Origin of the sequence: Buttiauxella sp. 3AFRM03, from assembly GCF_003675305.1 — a bacterium.
In the GTDB taxonomy this organism is placed as follows: domain Bacteria; phylum Pseudomonadota; class Gammaproteobacteria; order Enterobacterales; family Enterobacteriaceae; genus Buttiauxella; species Buttiauxella ferragutiae.
The window spans coordinates 4,554,240-4,569,953 of the sequence record NZ_CP033076.1 but is presented as its reverse complement, the minus strand read 5'-3'; the positions used below and the strand labels follow the sequence as shown (position 1 = coordinate 4,569,953).

The window sequence follows — 15,714 nt, the reverse complement described above, 5'->3', positions numbered from 1 at the left end:
TGTGGAAAGTGAAAACTATAATAAATACATTTTGAGAAAGTAAAGTTCGCAATGAAATACCAAAAAAAGTCATGGGGAATACAATTTTCATAATATGATGCAAGATTTATCCGCTCAAAAAAACGAGCGCATGGTTTTGATGCCAGTACTGGTGACCCTGCTGGATAACCTGGAGCGGGAGCTGCGCAGTGACCAGAGCCGCCAGTGGCTGACGCAGTGCGGGCTGAGCGTGGAGCAGCTGTAGCCTAAGCACACGCCGGAGAGAAAAATCCATCTTTACCACTGCGACCACCGGGGACTGCCGCTGGCGCTGATTGATGAAGAAGGAGCGATAGCCTGGCAGGCAGAATACGATGAATGGGGCAATCAGCTGGCGGAGAAGAACCCGCATCATCTGCAACAACTCATTCGTCTGCCGGGCCAGCAGGTTGATGAAGAGACGGGGTTATATTACAACCGCCATCGTTATTATGACCCGCAGCAGGGGCGGTATATTACCCAGGATCCTATTGGGCTGAATGGTGGGTGGAATCAGTACAGTTATCCGTTAGATCCACTACAAAGAAAGGATCCATTGGGGTTGAGCGAGTTTGGTAAGTGAACTGGTTCAGCATTTAATTTACCAACTGAAGACATTGGTGCTGCGTTAGATGCAGCAAATGGGCCTCATTATCAGCCACTATCAGGGTCTATTTCAGTTGATATTGGCGCCTCAGTGGATGTGTTTACTGGAGGAAGTCTTTCTGCCGGAATCGCTATTGGAACAAACAGCGCAGCCTCAGGAAATAAAGATATATGTGCATATTATATGACCTGTAAACATGGTGACAATGGTGGTATCGGCGCTGCAGCTGGATTAGCTTTATCTGGAACTCTTTCAAGTGGGGGCCTAGCCACTGGCCAGACAGATTCAAGTGGTGTGATATACTCTGGCGGTTTATTGGGCAAACTATCTGCATCAGGAGCAAAAGACAATAGTGGTAATTTTTCTGGAACATTAAGTTTTGGTCCTGGCGCGGGAGTTTACGGTGGTGCTATAACATGCTCGCAACCTACGATATGTATATCTGAACTGCTGGGGTAATGATGAATAATAAAAAAATCATATGCATTATCATGATCCTAATATGTGTTATTTTTTTTCTGGATATACATAATCAGTTCACCTTTAGAAGATGATGAGGGTATTCGACTTGAAGCACAAAATAAAGTTGTTTACATACAGGAACTTTATAATCAAGGGAAAATAAACGAGATTTATAACAACACAACTAATGATTTCAAAAAAATAATAACAGAAAATGATTTCATTGATTTCATTGATTTCATTGATTTCATTGATTTCATTGATTTCATTGATTTCATGAAGCGAAAAAAAGAAGTGCTAGGTAATTTAAACGAATTAAAACTAACATACAGTAACGTCATAAACCATAATGTAGTGATTCTTACTTATCGTTCAACTTATGATAATTACTCATTAATAGAAGATTATAAATTTATTCGAAAAAATAACAAAGAGCCTTTATATTTAGGCACTTACTTTATTGATGATGGGGGTAAGCGTGGCGAAGTTATAAAGTTAAACCCTGGTAAAGTAAATATTAAGAATTGATTACTTTATGGTCTCAACATAGGGGTTTTCTCCCTTGTGCACTTGTATTACTGCTACCACCTGGGGACGCCTCTGGCGCTGCTCAGCCTGCAGGGGGAAGCGGACTAGCAGGCTGAGTTCGATCCGTGGGGTAATGAGGTAGATGGCCGCAACCCGAAAGAGTTGTACCATCCCGTCAGAATGCAGAACCAGCACTATGATGAGGAAAATCTGCAACAACTGATCAGCCTGCCGGGCCAGCAGGCTGATGAGAAGTAGCACAAGCTAATCACAATATGTGTATAGGTGCTAATGGTTGGAATCCAGGGAATACTTATGCCAAAGGAATCGTGTTTGGTGCATCGGCAATCGGCATAGGTGGGCTTGGTGGTGGGGTTTCAATCGTGTTCTTACTTGTCAGCAATACACTAAATGCATAGTGAATTAACATGAAAAAATATAAACTCTATATTGTTGGGGTTATGTTAAGCACCCAGATATTAATTGGCTGCAGCGATGAAGGTTCCCGTGATGCAATGCTTACAGTCGAAGAGTTTCACGAGTAATTCAATTTAAAAGATTTTGAAAAAATTTATGTAGATATAGTTTCTAAAAAACAAATAGTTTATGACGATATTCATGTTGTAACACTCAAAGAGAAATAATTCAGTTAATACTTAATTATGGCACTGCAGTGGCTGACGCAGTGCGGGTTGACCGTGGAGCAGATGGAAAACCAACTGGAGCCGGAACACACCCCGGAGAGAAAAATCCATCTTTACCACTGCGACCATAGTGGAGCGGGTCTGGCGATGAAAGGAGCAGCATCACTTTCCGCTTCTGAAGCGGATGTGTCACCAGGATAGACAGACTCAAAAGGGGCAATGATGGGAGGCGGTTTATTAGGTAAGTTCTCTATCGCAGGAACAAAAATAAATTGACAATACTGATCATTGTTGTAATGGCTTTTATATTATTCAGATACATGTTTAGTGTTATTTTTAAAAACGATGAACATTTAAAGAAGGAAGCTAAAAATAAGGTTTCTTTATTTCAATATCTTTATAACAGCCAGCATTTAGATAAGATATATAATGAATCCTGTGATGATTTTCAGCAAGCAACACCCCGAGATGAATTTCTATCATTTATGAATGGAAAGATGGAGGTGTTCGGCGAATTTGAACATTCAACTTTATTGTATAGTAATGTTATCAACTCAAAAAAAATAATTTTAAGTTACCGAACAACTTATAAACACTACTCTTTAATTGAGGAGTTTATCTACAATTATAATAATAAAAAAGATTTATGCCTGCAAAGCTTTTATATCGATGATTCAGGTAAACGAGGTAATGTAATTAAACTGAAATAGGACTATTACTCAGTACACAGATAAAATGTACGTAGCATGACCTGACCAAAACCCCCGTCGTACCTTGGCGGAGAAACTGCAGCAGCAGGACGCAGGGCTGGAATTGATGCCAGAACTGTTGGCGCTGCTGGATAACCAGGAGCGGGAACTACGCAGCTGCCAGCACTAGCTGCCGCACCAGGTATGATACCAGACGACTGAAAGAGGGAATTCCATGCCCGAAACCGTGAAAGTTCAGAATAACCCTTTGGGATCATGACCGAGTTTTAATGACTCGTTCATACGAACGAAATATGCCAATCATAAAAAAGGCCACTCAATAGAGCGGCCAACCATGTCGAACATTATCCCCTTCCCATTTGAAACTACAGCTTCAACTGCTTAGGGGATTTACTCTTATTTCTTTTACTTACTGAGGCAAAATAGCTTTCAGTGCGTCGCCGATGTCAGCCAGGCTGCGAACGGTTTTCACGCCAGCGGCTTCCAGTGCTGCGAATTTCTCATCCGCGGTACCTTTACCACCTGCAATGATTGCCCCCGCGTGACCCATACGCTTGCCTTTCGGCGCAGTCACACCTGCGATGTAACCAACAACTGGCTTGGTGACATGCTCTTTGATGTAAGCAGCAGCTTCTTCTTCGGCACTACCACCGATCTCACCGATCATCACGATAGCTTCAGTTTTCGGATCTTCCTCGAACATCTTCAGGATATCGATGAAGTTAGATCCAGGGATTGGGTCACCGCCGATGCCCACACAAGTGGACTGGCCCAGACCGATATCAGTAGTCTGTTTAACCGCTTCATAAGTCAGCGTACCAGAGCGGGAAACGATGCCCACTTTGCCTGGCAGATGGATGTGACCTGGCATGATACCGATTTTGCACTCGCCTGGGGTGATAACGCCTGGGCAGTTTGGCCCAATCATGCGCACGCCTGCTTCGTCCAGTTTCACTTTCACAGTCAGCATATCCAGCGTCGGGATGCCTTCGGTGATGGTGATAATCAGCTTAATACCTGCATCGATAGCTTCCAGAATGGAGTCTTTGCAGAACGGAGCTGGAACGTAGATTACCGTTGCAGTTGCACCAGTAGCTTCTACTGCTTCGCGTACGGTGTTAAATACTGGCAGACCCAGATGCTCGGTGCCGCCTTTACCTGGCGTTACACCGCCAACCATTTGCGTACCGTATGCAATCGCCTGCTCGGAGTGGAAAGTCCCCTGGCTGCCGGTGAAACCCTGGCAAATCACCTTGGTGTTTTTATCGATCAAAATGGACATTATTTCCCCTCCACGGCAGCAACAACCTGCTGTGCTGCATCCGTCAGACTTTTCGCTGCAATAATATTCAGGCCACTATCTGCCAGTTTCTTCGCACCCAGTTCCGCGTTGTTACCTTCCAGACGTACTACCACTGGAACGTTAACACCCACTTCTGCAACCGCGCCGATGATGCCGTCTGCGATCAGGTCGCAACGCACGATACCGCCGAAGATGTTAACCAGAACGGCTTTCACTTTGTCGTCAGACAGAATGATTTTGAATGCTTCGGTTACGCGCTCTTTCGTTGCGCCGCCGCCAACGTCCAGGAAGTTAGCTGGTTCGCCGCCGTGCAGTTTAACGATGTCCATGGTGCCCATTGCCAGGCCTGCACCGTTAACCATGCAACCGATGTTGCCATCAAGCGCAACGTAGTTCAGTTCCCACTGTGCAGCCTGAGATTCACGTGCATCTTCCTGGCTTGGATCACGCATTTCACGCAGCTCTGGCTGGCGGAACAGTGCGTTGCCATCGGCACCCAGCTTGCCATCAAGACAAATCAGGTCACCCTGCCTGGTGATAACCAGCGGGTTGATTTCGATCAGCGCCAGGTCGCGCTCAAGGAAGATGTTCGCCAGACCCATAAAGATTTTGGTGAACTGCTGAACTTGCTTACCTTCCAGACCCAGTTTGAACGCCAGTTCACGGCCCTGGTAAGGCATTGGGCCTGCCAGCGGATCCAGGGCAACTTTGTGGATCAGGTGCGGGGTTTCTTCCGCAACTTTCTCAATTTCAACGCCACCTTCGGTGGACGCCATAAACACTACGCGACGGGAACTACGATCAACCACCGCGCCAAGATACAGTTCTTTATCAATGTCAGTTGCAGCTTCAACCAGAATCTGGTGAACCGGCTGGCCGCCTGCATCTGTTTGATAGGTCACCAGGCGTTTGCCCAGCCAGTGTTCAGCAAAAGTACGGATGTCTTCTTTGCTGTTAACCACTTTCACGCCACCCGCTTTACCGCGGCCACCAGCATGAACCTGACATTTTACTACCCACGGGCCTGCACCAATTTTGGATGCCGCTTCTTCCGCTTCACGCGGTGTGTTACAGGCGTAACCGACTGGAGCCGGTAGGCCATATCGAGCAAACAACTGTTTCGCCTGATACTCGTGTAAGTTCATGAGTTCTATCCATCCTTCATAAAAACATGTAGGTCAGTTGTCGCAATTCTCATCGGATGACGCTTCGCTTATCCGACCTACAAGGCAGGTGATAATTGTAGGCCCGGTAGCTTTAACTACCGGGCGTAGGGTACTAAACGTCCAGCAGCAGACGAGTTGGGTCTTCCAGCAGCTCTTTAATTGCCACCAGGTAGCCCACAGACTCGCGGCCATCGATCAGACGGTGATCGTAAGACAGTGCCAGATACATCATTGGCAGGATCTCAACTTTACCGTCGACCGCCATTGGTCGGTCTTTAATAGCGTGCATGCCGAGGATCGCGCTCTGCGGCGGGTTGATGATCGGCGTAGACATCAGTGAACCAAACACACCACCGTTGGTGATGGTGAAGTTACCGCCGGTCAAATCTTCCACGGTCAGCTTGCCGTCACGGCCTTTAACAGCCAGTTCTTTAATACGTTTTTCGATGTCAGCCATACCCAGGGTATCAACATCACGCAGTACTGGCGTTACCAGACCACGCGGTGTGGAAACCGCGATGCTCACGTCGAAATAGTTGTGATAAACCACGTCTTCGCCATCGATAGAAGCGTTAACTTCTGGGTAGCGTTTCAGTGCTTCAACCACCGCTTTGATGTAGAAGGACATGAAGCCCAGACGTACACCGTGGCGTTTTTCGAAAGATTCACCGTACTGCTTACGCAGTTCCATGATTGGCTTCATGTTCACTTCGTTAAACGTGGTGAGCATGGCGGTGGAGTTTTTCGCTTCCAGCAGACGCTCAGCAACACGCTTACGTAGGCGAGTCATCGGCACGCGTTTTTCGCTGCGGCCAGCCAGTGGAGCAACCGGTGCTTTAGTTTCTGCCGCCGCTTTAGCTTGAGCTGGTTGAGCTGATTTCGCCTGAGTCAGATGTTTATCAACATCTTCACGGGTGATACGACCACCGACACCGCTACCTTTAATGGCATTAGCGTCCAGGGAATGCTCGGCAATCAGGCGGCGAATCGCCGGGCTGAGTGCGTCATTGCTCTGCTCTTCCAAAGAAGCCTGCTGGCGCTGTGCCGGAGTAGACTCTTTGGTTTCAGCTTTCGCAGAAGTCTCTTTACCAGAGCTGTTGCCTTCACGCAGGCGGCCAAGGATTTGACGAGAGGTTACGGTTGTCCCTTCATCTTCCAGTACAGCATCCAGAACACCATCTGCAGACGCCGGTACTTCCAGTACCACTTTGTCAGTTTCGATTTCTACCAGCACTTCGTCACGGGTAACGGTGTCACCCGGTTTTTTATGCCAGGTTGCAACTGTCGCATCGGCAACGGACTCAGGCAGGTCAGGAACTAGAATATCTACGCTACTCATTTTTTATCCTTTAATTAATCGACGTTCAGCGCGTCATTAACCAGATCTTGCTGCTGTTTCTGGTGAACGGACAAGTACCCTACCGCAGGTGATGCGGAGGCTGGGCGACCTGCATAACGCAGGGCTGATCCAAATGGAACGACTTCACGGAAGTGATGCTGGCTGCAGTACCATGCGCCCTGGTTAAGCGGCTCTTCCTGGCACCAGACAAAATCATGTACGTGAGCAAATGGTTTCAATGCTTCCTGCACCGCCTGGTGCGGGAATGGATACAACTGTTCGATGCGCACAATTGCGACATCTTTTTGATCATTCTTACGACGCTGTTCCAGCAAATCGTAATAAACCTTACCAGAACACATGACCACGCGTTTCACGCCTGCCGGGTCCAGCTCGTCAACTTCGCCAATCGCTGGCAGGAAGCTGCCGTTAGCCAGTTCATCCATAGTGGAAACGGCCAGTGGGTGGCGCAGTAAAGATTTCGGTGACATGACGACCAGAGGACGACGCATCCCGCGCAGCGCCTGACGACGCAGCATGTGGTAAACCTGCGCTGGAGTAGAAGGCACGCAAACCTGCATGTTTTGCTCTGCACACAGTTGGAGATAACGCTCAAGACGTGCGGATGAGTGTTCCGGGCCCTGGCCTTCGTAACCGTGCGGCAGCAACATCACCAGGCCACACATACGGCCCCATTTCTGCTCGCCAGAGCTGATGAACTGGTCGATAACAACCTGAGCACCGTTAGCGAAGTCGCCAAACTGAGCTTCCCAGATAGTCAGCGTACGTGGTTCCGCCGTGGCATAACCGTATTCAAACGCCAGTACCGCTTCTTCAGACAGGACGGAGTCCCAAACTTTGAACTGGCCCTGGCTGTTGTGAACGTGTTGCAGTGGGGTGTAAGTCGAACCGTTAGTCTGGTTGTGAATCACAGCGTGACGGTGGAAGAAGGTTCCACGGCCAACGTCTTCGCCAGACAGACGCACAGAAACACCTTCATCTACCAGTGTTGCGTACGCCAGGTTCTCAGCTGCACCCCAGTCGAATTTCTTGGCGCCGTTAGCCATTTCCATGCGGTCGCTGTAGATTTTCGCCACGCGTGACTGCATTTCCACGGTTTCAGGCGCGCTGCTAATACGCTTAGCCAGCTCCTGTAAACGCTTCATTTCTACCTTGTTCGGATAGCTCTCATCCCACTCGTGGTTGAGGTATGGCGACCAGGTAAAGGAATGCATGTTCATTGGGCGATATTCTTTCACCACACATTCACCAGCATCCAGCGCGTCACGGTACAGATTCACCATTTCGGTAGCATCTTCTAACGTGGCCAGCTTTTGCTGCTCAAGACGGTCAGCGTAAATCTTACGTGGCGTCGGGTGTTTCTTGATTTTCTGGTACATCACTGGCTGAGTGGCACTTGGCTCATCAGCTTCATTATGACCATGGCGACGGTAGCAAACCAGGTCGATAAACACGTCGCGCTTAAAGGTGTTACGGAAATCCAGTGCCAGACGGGTGACAAACGCCACCGCTTCAGGGTCATCAGCATTCACGTGGAAAATCGGTGCCATCACCATCTTACCGATATCAGTACAGTACGGTGTAGAACGCGCATCCAGCGGGTTGGACGTGGTGAAACCAATCTGGTTGTTGATAACGATGCGAACAGTACCGCCCACTTCGTAACCACGCGCTTTGGACATGTTCAGGGTTTCCTGAACTACGCCCTGCCCGGCTACCGCTGCGTCACCGTGAATGGTGATTGGCAGAACCTGATTAATACCTGGTTTTTCCAGACGATCCAGACGCGCACGCACCGAACCGATAACCACAGGGCTGACGATTTCAAGGTGCGATGGGTTAAACGCCAGCGCCAGGTGAACCAGGCCACCTTCGGTTTCAACGTCAGATGAGAAGCCCATGTGGTACTTCACATCACCGGTGCCGAGGTGCTCTTTATGTTTACCCGCGAACTCGTCGAACAGTTCCTGTGGTTTTTTACCCAGCACGTTGATCAGCACGTTCAGGCGGCCACGGTGTGCCATGCCCAGAACCACTTCACGTGTGCCGCTCTTACCCGCATGGCGGATCATCTCTTTGAGCATTGGCACCAGTGCGTCACCGCCTTCCAGCGAGAAGCGTTTAGCTCCTGGGAATTTCGCGCCCAGGTAACGCTCAAGGCCTTCTGCTGCGGTCAGTTCGCTCAGGAAGCGTTTTTTCTCTTCAACAGTAAATGTTGAGTGACCGACAACCGATTCAATACGCTGCTGAATCCAGCGTTTCTCTTCGGTGCTGGTGATGTGCATATATTCCGCACCGATTGAACCGCCGTAAGTCTGTTCGAGCGCATCAATCAGGTCAGCCAGCTTCATGGTTTCTTTGCCGCTGGCAAAAGAACCCACGTTGAAGGTTTCCTGAAGATCAGCATCAGTCAGATTATGGAAGGCTGGGTCCAGATCGGGAACCGCGTCCTGCTTCCACAGGCCAAGCGGGTCAAGATTTGCAGCTTGATGCCCGCGGAAACGCCAGGCGTTGATCAGCTGCAACACTTTGACTTGCTTAACGTCAGTGTCAGGGTCGGTAATTGCGGTGGAATAACGTGAGGCATCCTTCGCCAGACGACGGAAATAATCACGTGTTTTGGAATGGAATTGATCCGGTCTGGCCCCGGTTCCAGGTAATTGCTGGAACATTGAGCGCCAGTGCGCATCAACAGAGTCAGGATCGGTTAAGAAGTCTTCATAGAGCTGCTCTATCCAGGACTGGTTTGCACCTGCCAGGTAAGAGGAATCCAGCCAGGCTTTCATTTCGCCGTTCTGCATCGTGATCCCTTAAGCATTTATATGCTTATTTCGCCGTGAATAACTATTACGTACAGAATACAGAAGTTGTACGCATTACCGGGGTTCACAACAACGAGCCATTAACTTGTCAGGCAGCTCGCGAAGGAACCTTTAAAAACTGTCGCAACAGGGCAGTTTTTAAAGATTTCCTGCATTTTTATTACTCCCTCTCCCTCAGGGAGAGGGTCGGGGTGAAGGCTGTGTTCAGCATCGATTGCCCTCACCCTAACCCTCTCCCCCAGGAGAGGGGACTATCATGCGCTTCTTTGCAGCAACATCGACTTAATGTGGCCGATGGCTTTCGTCGGGTTCAGCCCCTTAGGACAAACACTGACGCAGTTCATGATGCCATGACAGCGGAATACGCTGAAAGCATCACTGATACCGTCAAGACGACTGGCGGTTTCAGTATCACGGCTATCGATCAGGAAACGATATGCCGCCAGTAAACCTGCAGGCCCGATGAACTTATCTGGGTTCCACCAGAAGGACGGACAGGAAGTCGAGCAACATGCGCAAAGAATACACTCGTACAGGCCGTCCAGTTTTTCACGCTGCTCAGGTGACTGTAAATGCTCACGAGCAGGTGGATTTTGTCCATTATTCAACAGGTAAGGCTTAATCTTCTCATATTGAGCATAGAATTGTCCCATGTCCACCACCAGATCTCTCACAACTGGCAATCCAGGTAGTGGCCGGATCACAATCTTTTGCTTTCCATTACCTAATGCGGAGATTGGGGTGATACAGGCCAGACCATTTTTGCCATTCATGTTCACACCATCGGAGCCACAAACCCCTTCACGGCATGAACGACGAAACGACAACGACGGATCTTTTTCTTTCAACTGCATCAGCGCGTCAAGCAACATCATGTCGCGCCCTTCTTCCCCTTCCAGGGTGTACTCCTGCATACGCGGAGCATCGTCAACATCCGGGTTGTAGCGATAAATAGAGAATTCGAGTTTCATCACTTTGCTCCGCTATTAATAAGTACGCACTTTTGGCGGGAATGCCGGACGCAGTTTCGGTTGCATGTTGACCTCACGGCGCGTCATGCTTTCCGACTCAGGCAAATACAAGCTGTGGCACAGCCAGTTCGCATCGTCACGGTCCGGATAGTCGAAGCGGCTATGTGCGCCACGGCTTTCGGTGCGGAAGTTAGCGGAAACAGCGGTAGCAAAAGCGGTTTCCATCAGGTTATCCAGCTCCAGGCACTCAACACGCTGGGTGTTGAACTCGCTTGAAGTGTCATCCAGACGGGCATTTTTCAGGCGTTCGCGGATGAGTTTCAGTTGCTCAAGGCCTTTCGCCATCGCATCACCTTCACGGAATACCGAGAAGTTATGCTGCATACATTCCTGAAGCGCTTTGCGGATTTGCACGGGATCTTCACCGTCACGGTTGTTGTTCCAGCGGTTCAGGCGTTCCAGAGCGACATTAATTTCGTCTTCGCTGGCATCACGCAGTTCGCCTTGCTCAGCGATACACTCCAGCAGATGCAGGCCAGCTGCACGACCAAACACCACCAGATCCAGCAGCGAGTTACCGCCCAGACGGTTAGCACCGTGAACCGATACGCAGGCAATTTCGCCTACCGCAAACAGGCCCGGAATGACGACGTCTTCGCCCTGCTCGTTCACCGTCAGTGCCTGACCAGTCACTTTGGTCGGAACGCCGCCCATCATGTAGTGGCAAGTTGGGATAACCGGAATCGGTTCTTTAACCGGGTCAACGTGTGCAAAGGTACGTGAAAGCTCAAGGATACCCGGCAGACGAGATTCCAGAACTTCTTTACCCAGGTGGTCGAGTTTCAGTTTAGCGTGTGGACCCCATGGGCCATCACAACCGCGACCTTCACGGATTTCAATCATGATGGAACGCGCAACAACGTCACGGCCCGCCAGGTCTTTGGCGTTTGGCGCATAACGCTCCATGAAACGCTCGCCGTGTTTGTTCAGCAGATAACCGCCTTCACCACGGCAACCTTCTGTGACCAGTACACCTGCGCCAGCAATGCCGGTTGGGTGGAACTGCCACATTTCCATATCTTGTACTGGCACGCCTGCACGCAGCGCCATGCCAACACCGTCACCGGTATTAATGTGCGCGTTAGTGGTGGACTGATAAATACGGCCCGCACCACCGGTTGCCAGAATGGTCGCTTTCGCTTTGAAGTACACCACTTCGCCGGTTTCGATACACAGCGCGGTAGTACCGACCACAGCGCCATCGGCGTTTTTCACCAGATCAAGCGCATACCATTCGGAGAAGATCGTGGTTTTGTTTTTCAGGTTTTGTTGATACAGCGTGTGCAACAGTGCGTGACCGGTACGGTCAGCCGCAGCAGCTGTACGTGCCGCTTGCTCGCCGCCGAAGTTTTTCGACTGGCCACCAAACGGACGCTGGTAAATAGTGCCATCATCAAGACGGGAGAACGGCAGACCCATGTGCTCCAGTTCCAGAATCGCTTCCGGGCCGGTTTTGCACATATATTCAATGGCGTCCTGGTCACCGATGTAATCGGAACCTTTTACCGTGTCATACATATGCCATTCCCAGTTGTCTTCGTGGGTATTACCGAGTGCTACGGTAATACCACCCTGCGCAGACACGGTATGGGAACGGGTTGGGAAAACTTTGGACAGTAAGGCGCAAGTCTGGCCTGACTGGGAGATTTGCAATGCGGCGCGCATACCTGCACCACCCGCACCGACAACAACTGCATCAAACTCTCTGACCGGTAACTTCATTACACACCCCACACCACAACGAATCCATAAATGACGTAAACCAACAGTGCAACAACAATCAGCAGTTGCAGCCCAAGGCGAATCGCCACTGGTTTAACGTAGTCGGTCAACACCTGCCACATGCCAATCCAGGCATGGATCAAAATCGAGAACAATGTCAGCAGGGTGAACACTTTGGTGAAGGCGGAGCCGAAGAAGCCACTCCAGACCTCGTAGGTTAAATCGCCAGCGGTGGCGAAGAACCCAATCATATAAATGATGTACAGGGTGATTACGATGGCGGATGCACGAACCAGAATATAGTCATGCACACCATTGCGACCCAATGCGGAGGCATTGCTTACCATACGAGGACTCCTGCGAGAAGTGAAAGCACGACAGTAATAACAAAGGAAATCATCGCGGATCGTTTGCCCGCTATCAGGGTTTCTTCCAGCAAACCGGTGTCCATCATGATGTGGCGAATACCCACAACAACGTGATAAGCCAGTGCTGTGAGGATGCCCCACATAATGAATTTAACAAAGAAGCTGCCCATTATTGCTGACGCAACAAGGAAGCCTTCTGGAGACGAGAGTGACTGGCCTAACAACCACAGTAGGATGCCTACAGCCACAAAGGTGATCACGCCGGATGCACGATGGAGGATGGAAGCGATTGCAGTGACGGGGAACCTCATTGTAGTGAGATCGAGGTTTACAGGTCTTTCTTTTTTCGCATTTTTTATCATGAATAGCGCCCACATGCTGTTCTTATTGTTTCCTTCCTCCGGGTCTGCAGGCGGGGTCAGACAGCGTGAACTTTCTATAACTGTGCGTCATGCAAAAACAGCTACATCCAGATGCCAAAAAACTGGCTACAACGCTGGGTGGCTCCCGGTGGCAGGGTATTCCGGAGACCTGGCGGCAGTATAGGCGTTTCACAAATTCATTACAATTAACCTACATATAGTTTGAAGGGTTTTAGTCGGAACAGTGAGCAGGATCACGATAACAACATTATTTTAAATTTTAATCACTTAATTTGACAAAAGTTAAACATTATTGTTACAAACGGAGCCAGAAAAGCCGTATAATTCGTAAAAGTTATAGGGTCAGCCTTTCACCTGATAATAAGTTATGTAACAGTGTGTCAGTCTTGACCCAGTCAATTAGGACGGTTATTAGTGGTATACAGGTTTGAATGATATGGACTGCTAACACCTTGATTTGCTGATTTTTCGCCTGCGTGGCATATGTTACCTGCAAGCGCCCATCGCTCTGTACCCTGGCAGTACACAATCAAAACAGAGCCACGAGCGAACAAAAAACGGGTAACGAACACGATGTGTTTGAACGCAAATCAGGTATCCCGCAGTCTGATAAAATGAGGCGCTAAGGAGACCGTAATGGCTGATAAGAAAGCAACTCTCACCTACAACGGTGATGATGCTCTGGAACTGAATGTGCTAAAAGGCACACTCGGCCAGGATGTAATTGATATTCGTAGTCTTGGTTCTAAAGGTGTGTTTACTTTTGACCCGGGTTTCACCTCTACGGCTTCATGTGAGTCAAAAATCACCTTTATCGACGGTGATGAAGGCATCTTGTTGCACCGTGGTTTCCCAATCGATCAGTTGGCAACCCACTCCAATTATCTGGAAGTCTGCTATATCCTGCTGAACGGCGAAAAACCGACTCAGGAACAATACGAAGAATTCAAAACTACCGTTACCCGTCACACCATGATCCACGAACAAATCACCCGTTTGTTCCACGGTTTCCGTCGTGACTCCCATCCGATGGCGGTAATGTGTGGTGTAACCGGCGCGCTGGCTGCGTTTTACCATGACTCCATGGACGTGAATAACCCACGCCACCGTGAGATAGCCGCGTTCCGTCTGCTGTCCAAAATGCCAACGATGGCAGCAATGTGTTACAAATATTCTATTGGCCAGCCGTTCGTTTATCCACGTAACGACCTGTCCTACTCCGGTAACTTCCTGAACATGATGTTCTCTACGCCGTGCGAGAAATACGAAGTTAACCCGATTCTTGAGCGCGCAATGGACCGTATTCTGATCCTGCACGCCGACCACGAGCAAAACGCCTCTACTTCTACCGTCCGTACCGCAGGCTCTTCTGGCGCTAACCCGTTCGCCTGTATTGCTGCCGGTATCGCATCCCTGTGGGGGCCAGCACACGGTGGTGCTAACGAAGCTGCACTGAAAATGCTCGAAGAAATCAGCAGCGTTGAGCACATTCCAGAATTCATCCGTCGCGCGAAAGATAAAAATGACTCTTTCCGCCTGATGGGCTTTGGTCACCGCGTGTACAAAAACTACGACCCGCGTGCCACTGTAATGCGTGAGACCTGCCATGAAGTTCTCAAAGAGCTGAATCTGAAAGATAACAGCCTGCTGGAAGTGGCGATGGAGCTTGAGCATATCGCGCTTAACGACCCGTACTTCATCGAGAAGAAACTCTACCCGAACGTGGACTTCTACTCAGGCATTATCTTGAAAGCAATGGGTATTCCATCGTCCATGTTTACCGTTATCTTCGCGATGGCGCGTACCGTTGGCTGGATTGCTCACTGGAACGAAATGCATGATGACGGCATTAAAATTGCCCGCCCACGTCAGTTGTATACTGGCTACGCGCAGCGTGATTTCGAATCTGATTTGAAAAAATAAGTTCGATGCTGGAAACAAAAACGCGCCAATCGGCGCGTTTTTTTATTCTTAAAATTGCTGGCATCCCCATGTTTTACATGGGCTTTGTCTTTTCTGAGCGGGGAGTTGGCCAGCATTATACCTGCGGCGTTTCCGGCGTTACTACTGGCGCAGCAGGTGCTTCAGTTTGCGCCGGTTCGGCAGTGACTGGGGCTTCAATTTGCTGCGGCATAACCGGAACGGGTTCTGCGGGAATCGATTCTGACTTCGGTTGCGGAACCGGGGTTGCGGCACGGACGATAAATATCGGTTTGCCGTTCGTAACAGAATAGGTCACATGGCTGATAACATCGCGCGATGACGACACTTCGACAGGTGCTATGGTCACACGGCCAATCAGCGTACGAGCATAGCCGCCGACTTTGTGTTTGCCCTCTGGAAGTTGTACCTCAAGGCTCTCACCCGTCCCCAGCACACCGGCATCCTTGTTATCAATGGTCACGTGTATAGCGGTGCCATCGTCGGTTTTTGTCGGGATATGCGTCACGGTCACCCGCGACGAACCGAAATCAAATGCTGGCGCCGGGTCGGTGCTTTTCGATTTTGCACACCCTGTCAGGGCTAAAACGGCTGCCACGGCAGCAATGGCGAAACGATAACTCATGGTGCAACATCTTCCTTTAAGACT

Annotated in this window: 13 protein-coding genes and 2 pseudogenes; 6 read left to right on the top strand and 9 right to left on the bottom strand. The window is 49.5% G+C overall.

Going from position 1 to position 15,714, the window contains the following annotated elements:
- Positions 1–133: 133 nt before the first annotated feature.
- The 5 genes and pseudogenes from D8682_RS22785 to D8682_RS22765 all read left to right on the top strand — a co-directional run.
- A pseudogene (locus D8682_RS22785) lies at positions 134–601 on the top strand (RHS repeat-associated core domain-containing protein); the annotation flags it as partial.
- A gap of 114 nt (positions 602–715) precedes the next feature.
- On the top strand, positions 716–1,084 hold the full coding sequence (locus D8682_RS26845) for a hypothetical protein (RefSeq protein ID WP_162303041.1): 369 nt from the start codon (positions 716–718) through the stop codon (positions 1,082–1,084).
- A 45-nt stretch (positions 1,085–1,129) separates the two neighbouring features.
- Positions 1,130–1,615 (top strand): hypothetical protein, encoded by a 486-nt coding sequence (locus D8682_RS22780; RefSeq protein ID WP_121815196.1) that lies wholly within the window; start codon positions 1,130–1,132, stop codon positions 1,613–1,615.
- A 671-nt stretch (positions 1,616–2,286) separates the two neighbouring features.
- Positions 2,287–2,409, top strand: a pseudogene (locus tag D8682_RS22770) (hypothetical protein); the annotation flags it as partial.
- Between the two features lie 122 nt (positions 2,410–2,531).
- Positions 2,532–2,969 (top strand): sugar tyrosine-protein kinase, encoded by a 438-nt coding sequence (locus D8682_RS22765; RefSeq protein ID WP_162303040.1) that lies wholly within the window; start codon positions 2,532–2,534, stop codon positions 2,967–2,969.
- Between the two features lie 409 nt (positions 2,970–3,378).
- Here D8682_RS22765 and sucD read toward each other — a convergent pair whose 3' ends face one another.
- From sucD to sdhC, 8 genes are all read right to left on the bottom strand, one after another.
- Positions 3,379–4,251 (bottom strand): succinate--CoA ligase subunit alpha, encoded by an 873-nt coding sequence (gene sucD / locus D8682_RS22760; RefSeq protein WP_064544863.1) that lies wholly within the window; start codon positions 4,249–4,251, stop codon positions 3,379–3,381.
- On the bottom strand, positions 4,251–5,417 hold the full coding sequence (sucC, locus tag D8682_RS22755) for an ADP-forming succinate--CoA ligase subunit beta (protein WP_064544861.1): 1,167 nt from the start codon (positions 5,415–5,417) through the stop codon (positions 4,251–4,253). The genes sucD and sucC overlap by 1 nt, the downstream gene beginning before the upstream one ends.
- A gap of 133 nt (positions 5,418–5,550) precedes the next feature.
- The gene (gene odhB, locus D8682_RS22750; protein WP_064544859.1) at positions 5,551–6,777 is read right to left on the bottom strand and encodes a 2-oxoglutarate dehydrogenase complex dihydrolipoyllysine-residue succinyltransferase; all 1,227 of its coding nucleotides are present in this window, start codon (positions 6,775–6,777) and stop codon (positions 5,551–5,553) included.
- Between the two features lie 14 nt (positions 6,778–6,791).
- Positions 6,792–9,599 (bottom strand): 2-oxoglutarate dehydrogenase E1 component, encoded by a 2,808-nt coding sequence (gene sucA, locus D8682_RS22745; protein ID WP_064544857.1) that lies wholly within the window; start codon positions 9,597–9,599, stop codon positions 6,792–6,794.
- A 275-nt stretch (positions 9,600–9,874) separates the two neighbouring features.
- A complete protein-coding gene (locus tag D8682_RS22740) occupies positions 9,875–10,591 on the bottom strand; it encodes a succinate dehydrogenase iron-sulfur subunit (RefSeq protein ID WP_121815193.1) in 717 nt (238 codons plus the stop codon).
- A 15-nt stretch (positions 10,592–10,606) separates the two neighbouring features.
- On the bottom strand, positions 10,607–12,373 hold the full coding sequence (sdhA, locus tag D8682_RS22735) for a succinate dehydrogenase flavoprotein subunit (RefSeq protein ID WP_121815192.1): 1,767 nt from the start codon (positions 12,371–12,373) through the stop codon (positions 10,607–10,609).
- Positions 12,373–12,720, bottom strand: coding sequence for a succinate dehydrogenase membrane anchor subunit (gene sdhD / locus D8682_RS22730; RefSeq protein WP_064544851.1), 348 nt, complete (start codon positions 12,718–12,720; stop codon positions 12,373–12,375). The genes sdhA and sdhD overlap by 1 nt, the downstream gene beginning before the upstream one ends.
- Positions 12,714–13,118: a succinate dehydrogenase cytochrome b556 subunit gene (sdhC, locus tag D8682_RS22725; RefSeq protein ID WP_162303039.1), complete on the bottom strand. Its 405-nt coding sequence runs from the start codon at positions 13,116–13,118 to the stop codon at positions 12,714–12,716. Before sdhC ends, sdhD begins: the two co-directional genes overlap by 7 nt.
- 642 nt (positions 13,119–13,760) lie before the next feature.
- On the opposite strand from sdhC, the gene D8682_RS22720 reads away from it, so the two are divergent.
- Positions 13,761–15,047 (top strand): citrate synthase, encoded by a 1,287-nt coding sequence (locus D8682_RS22720; protein ID WP_064544847.1) that lies wholly within the window; start codon positions 13,761–13,763, stop codon positions 15,045–15,047.
- Positions 15,048–15,162: 115 nt separating this feature from the next.
- On the opposite strand, the gene D8682_RS22715 is transcribed toward D8682_RS22720, so the two are convergent.
- The gene (locus tag D8682_RS22715) at positions 15,163–15,690 is read right to left on the bottom strand and encodes a hypothetical protein (RefSeq protein WP_238392789.1); all 528 of its coding nucleotides are present in this window, start codon (positions 15,688–15,690) and stop codon (positions 15,163–15,165) included.
- Positions 15,691–15,714 lie beyond the last annotated feature (24 nt).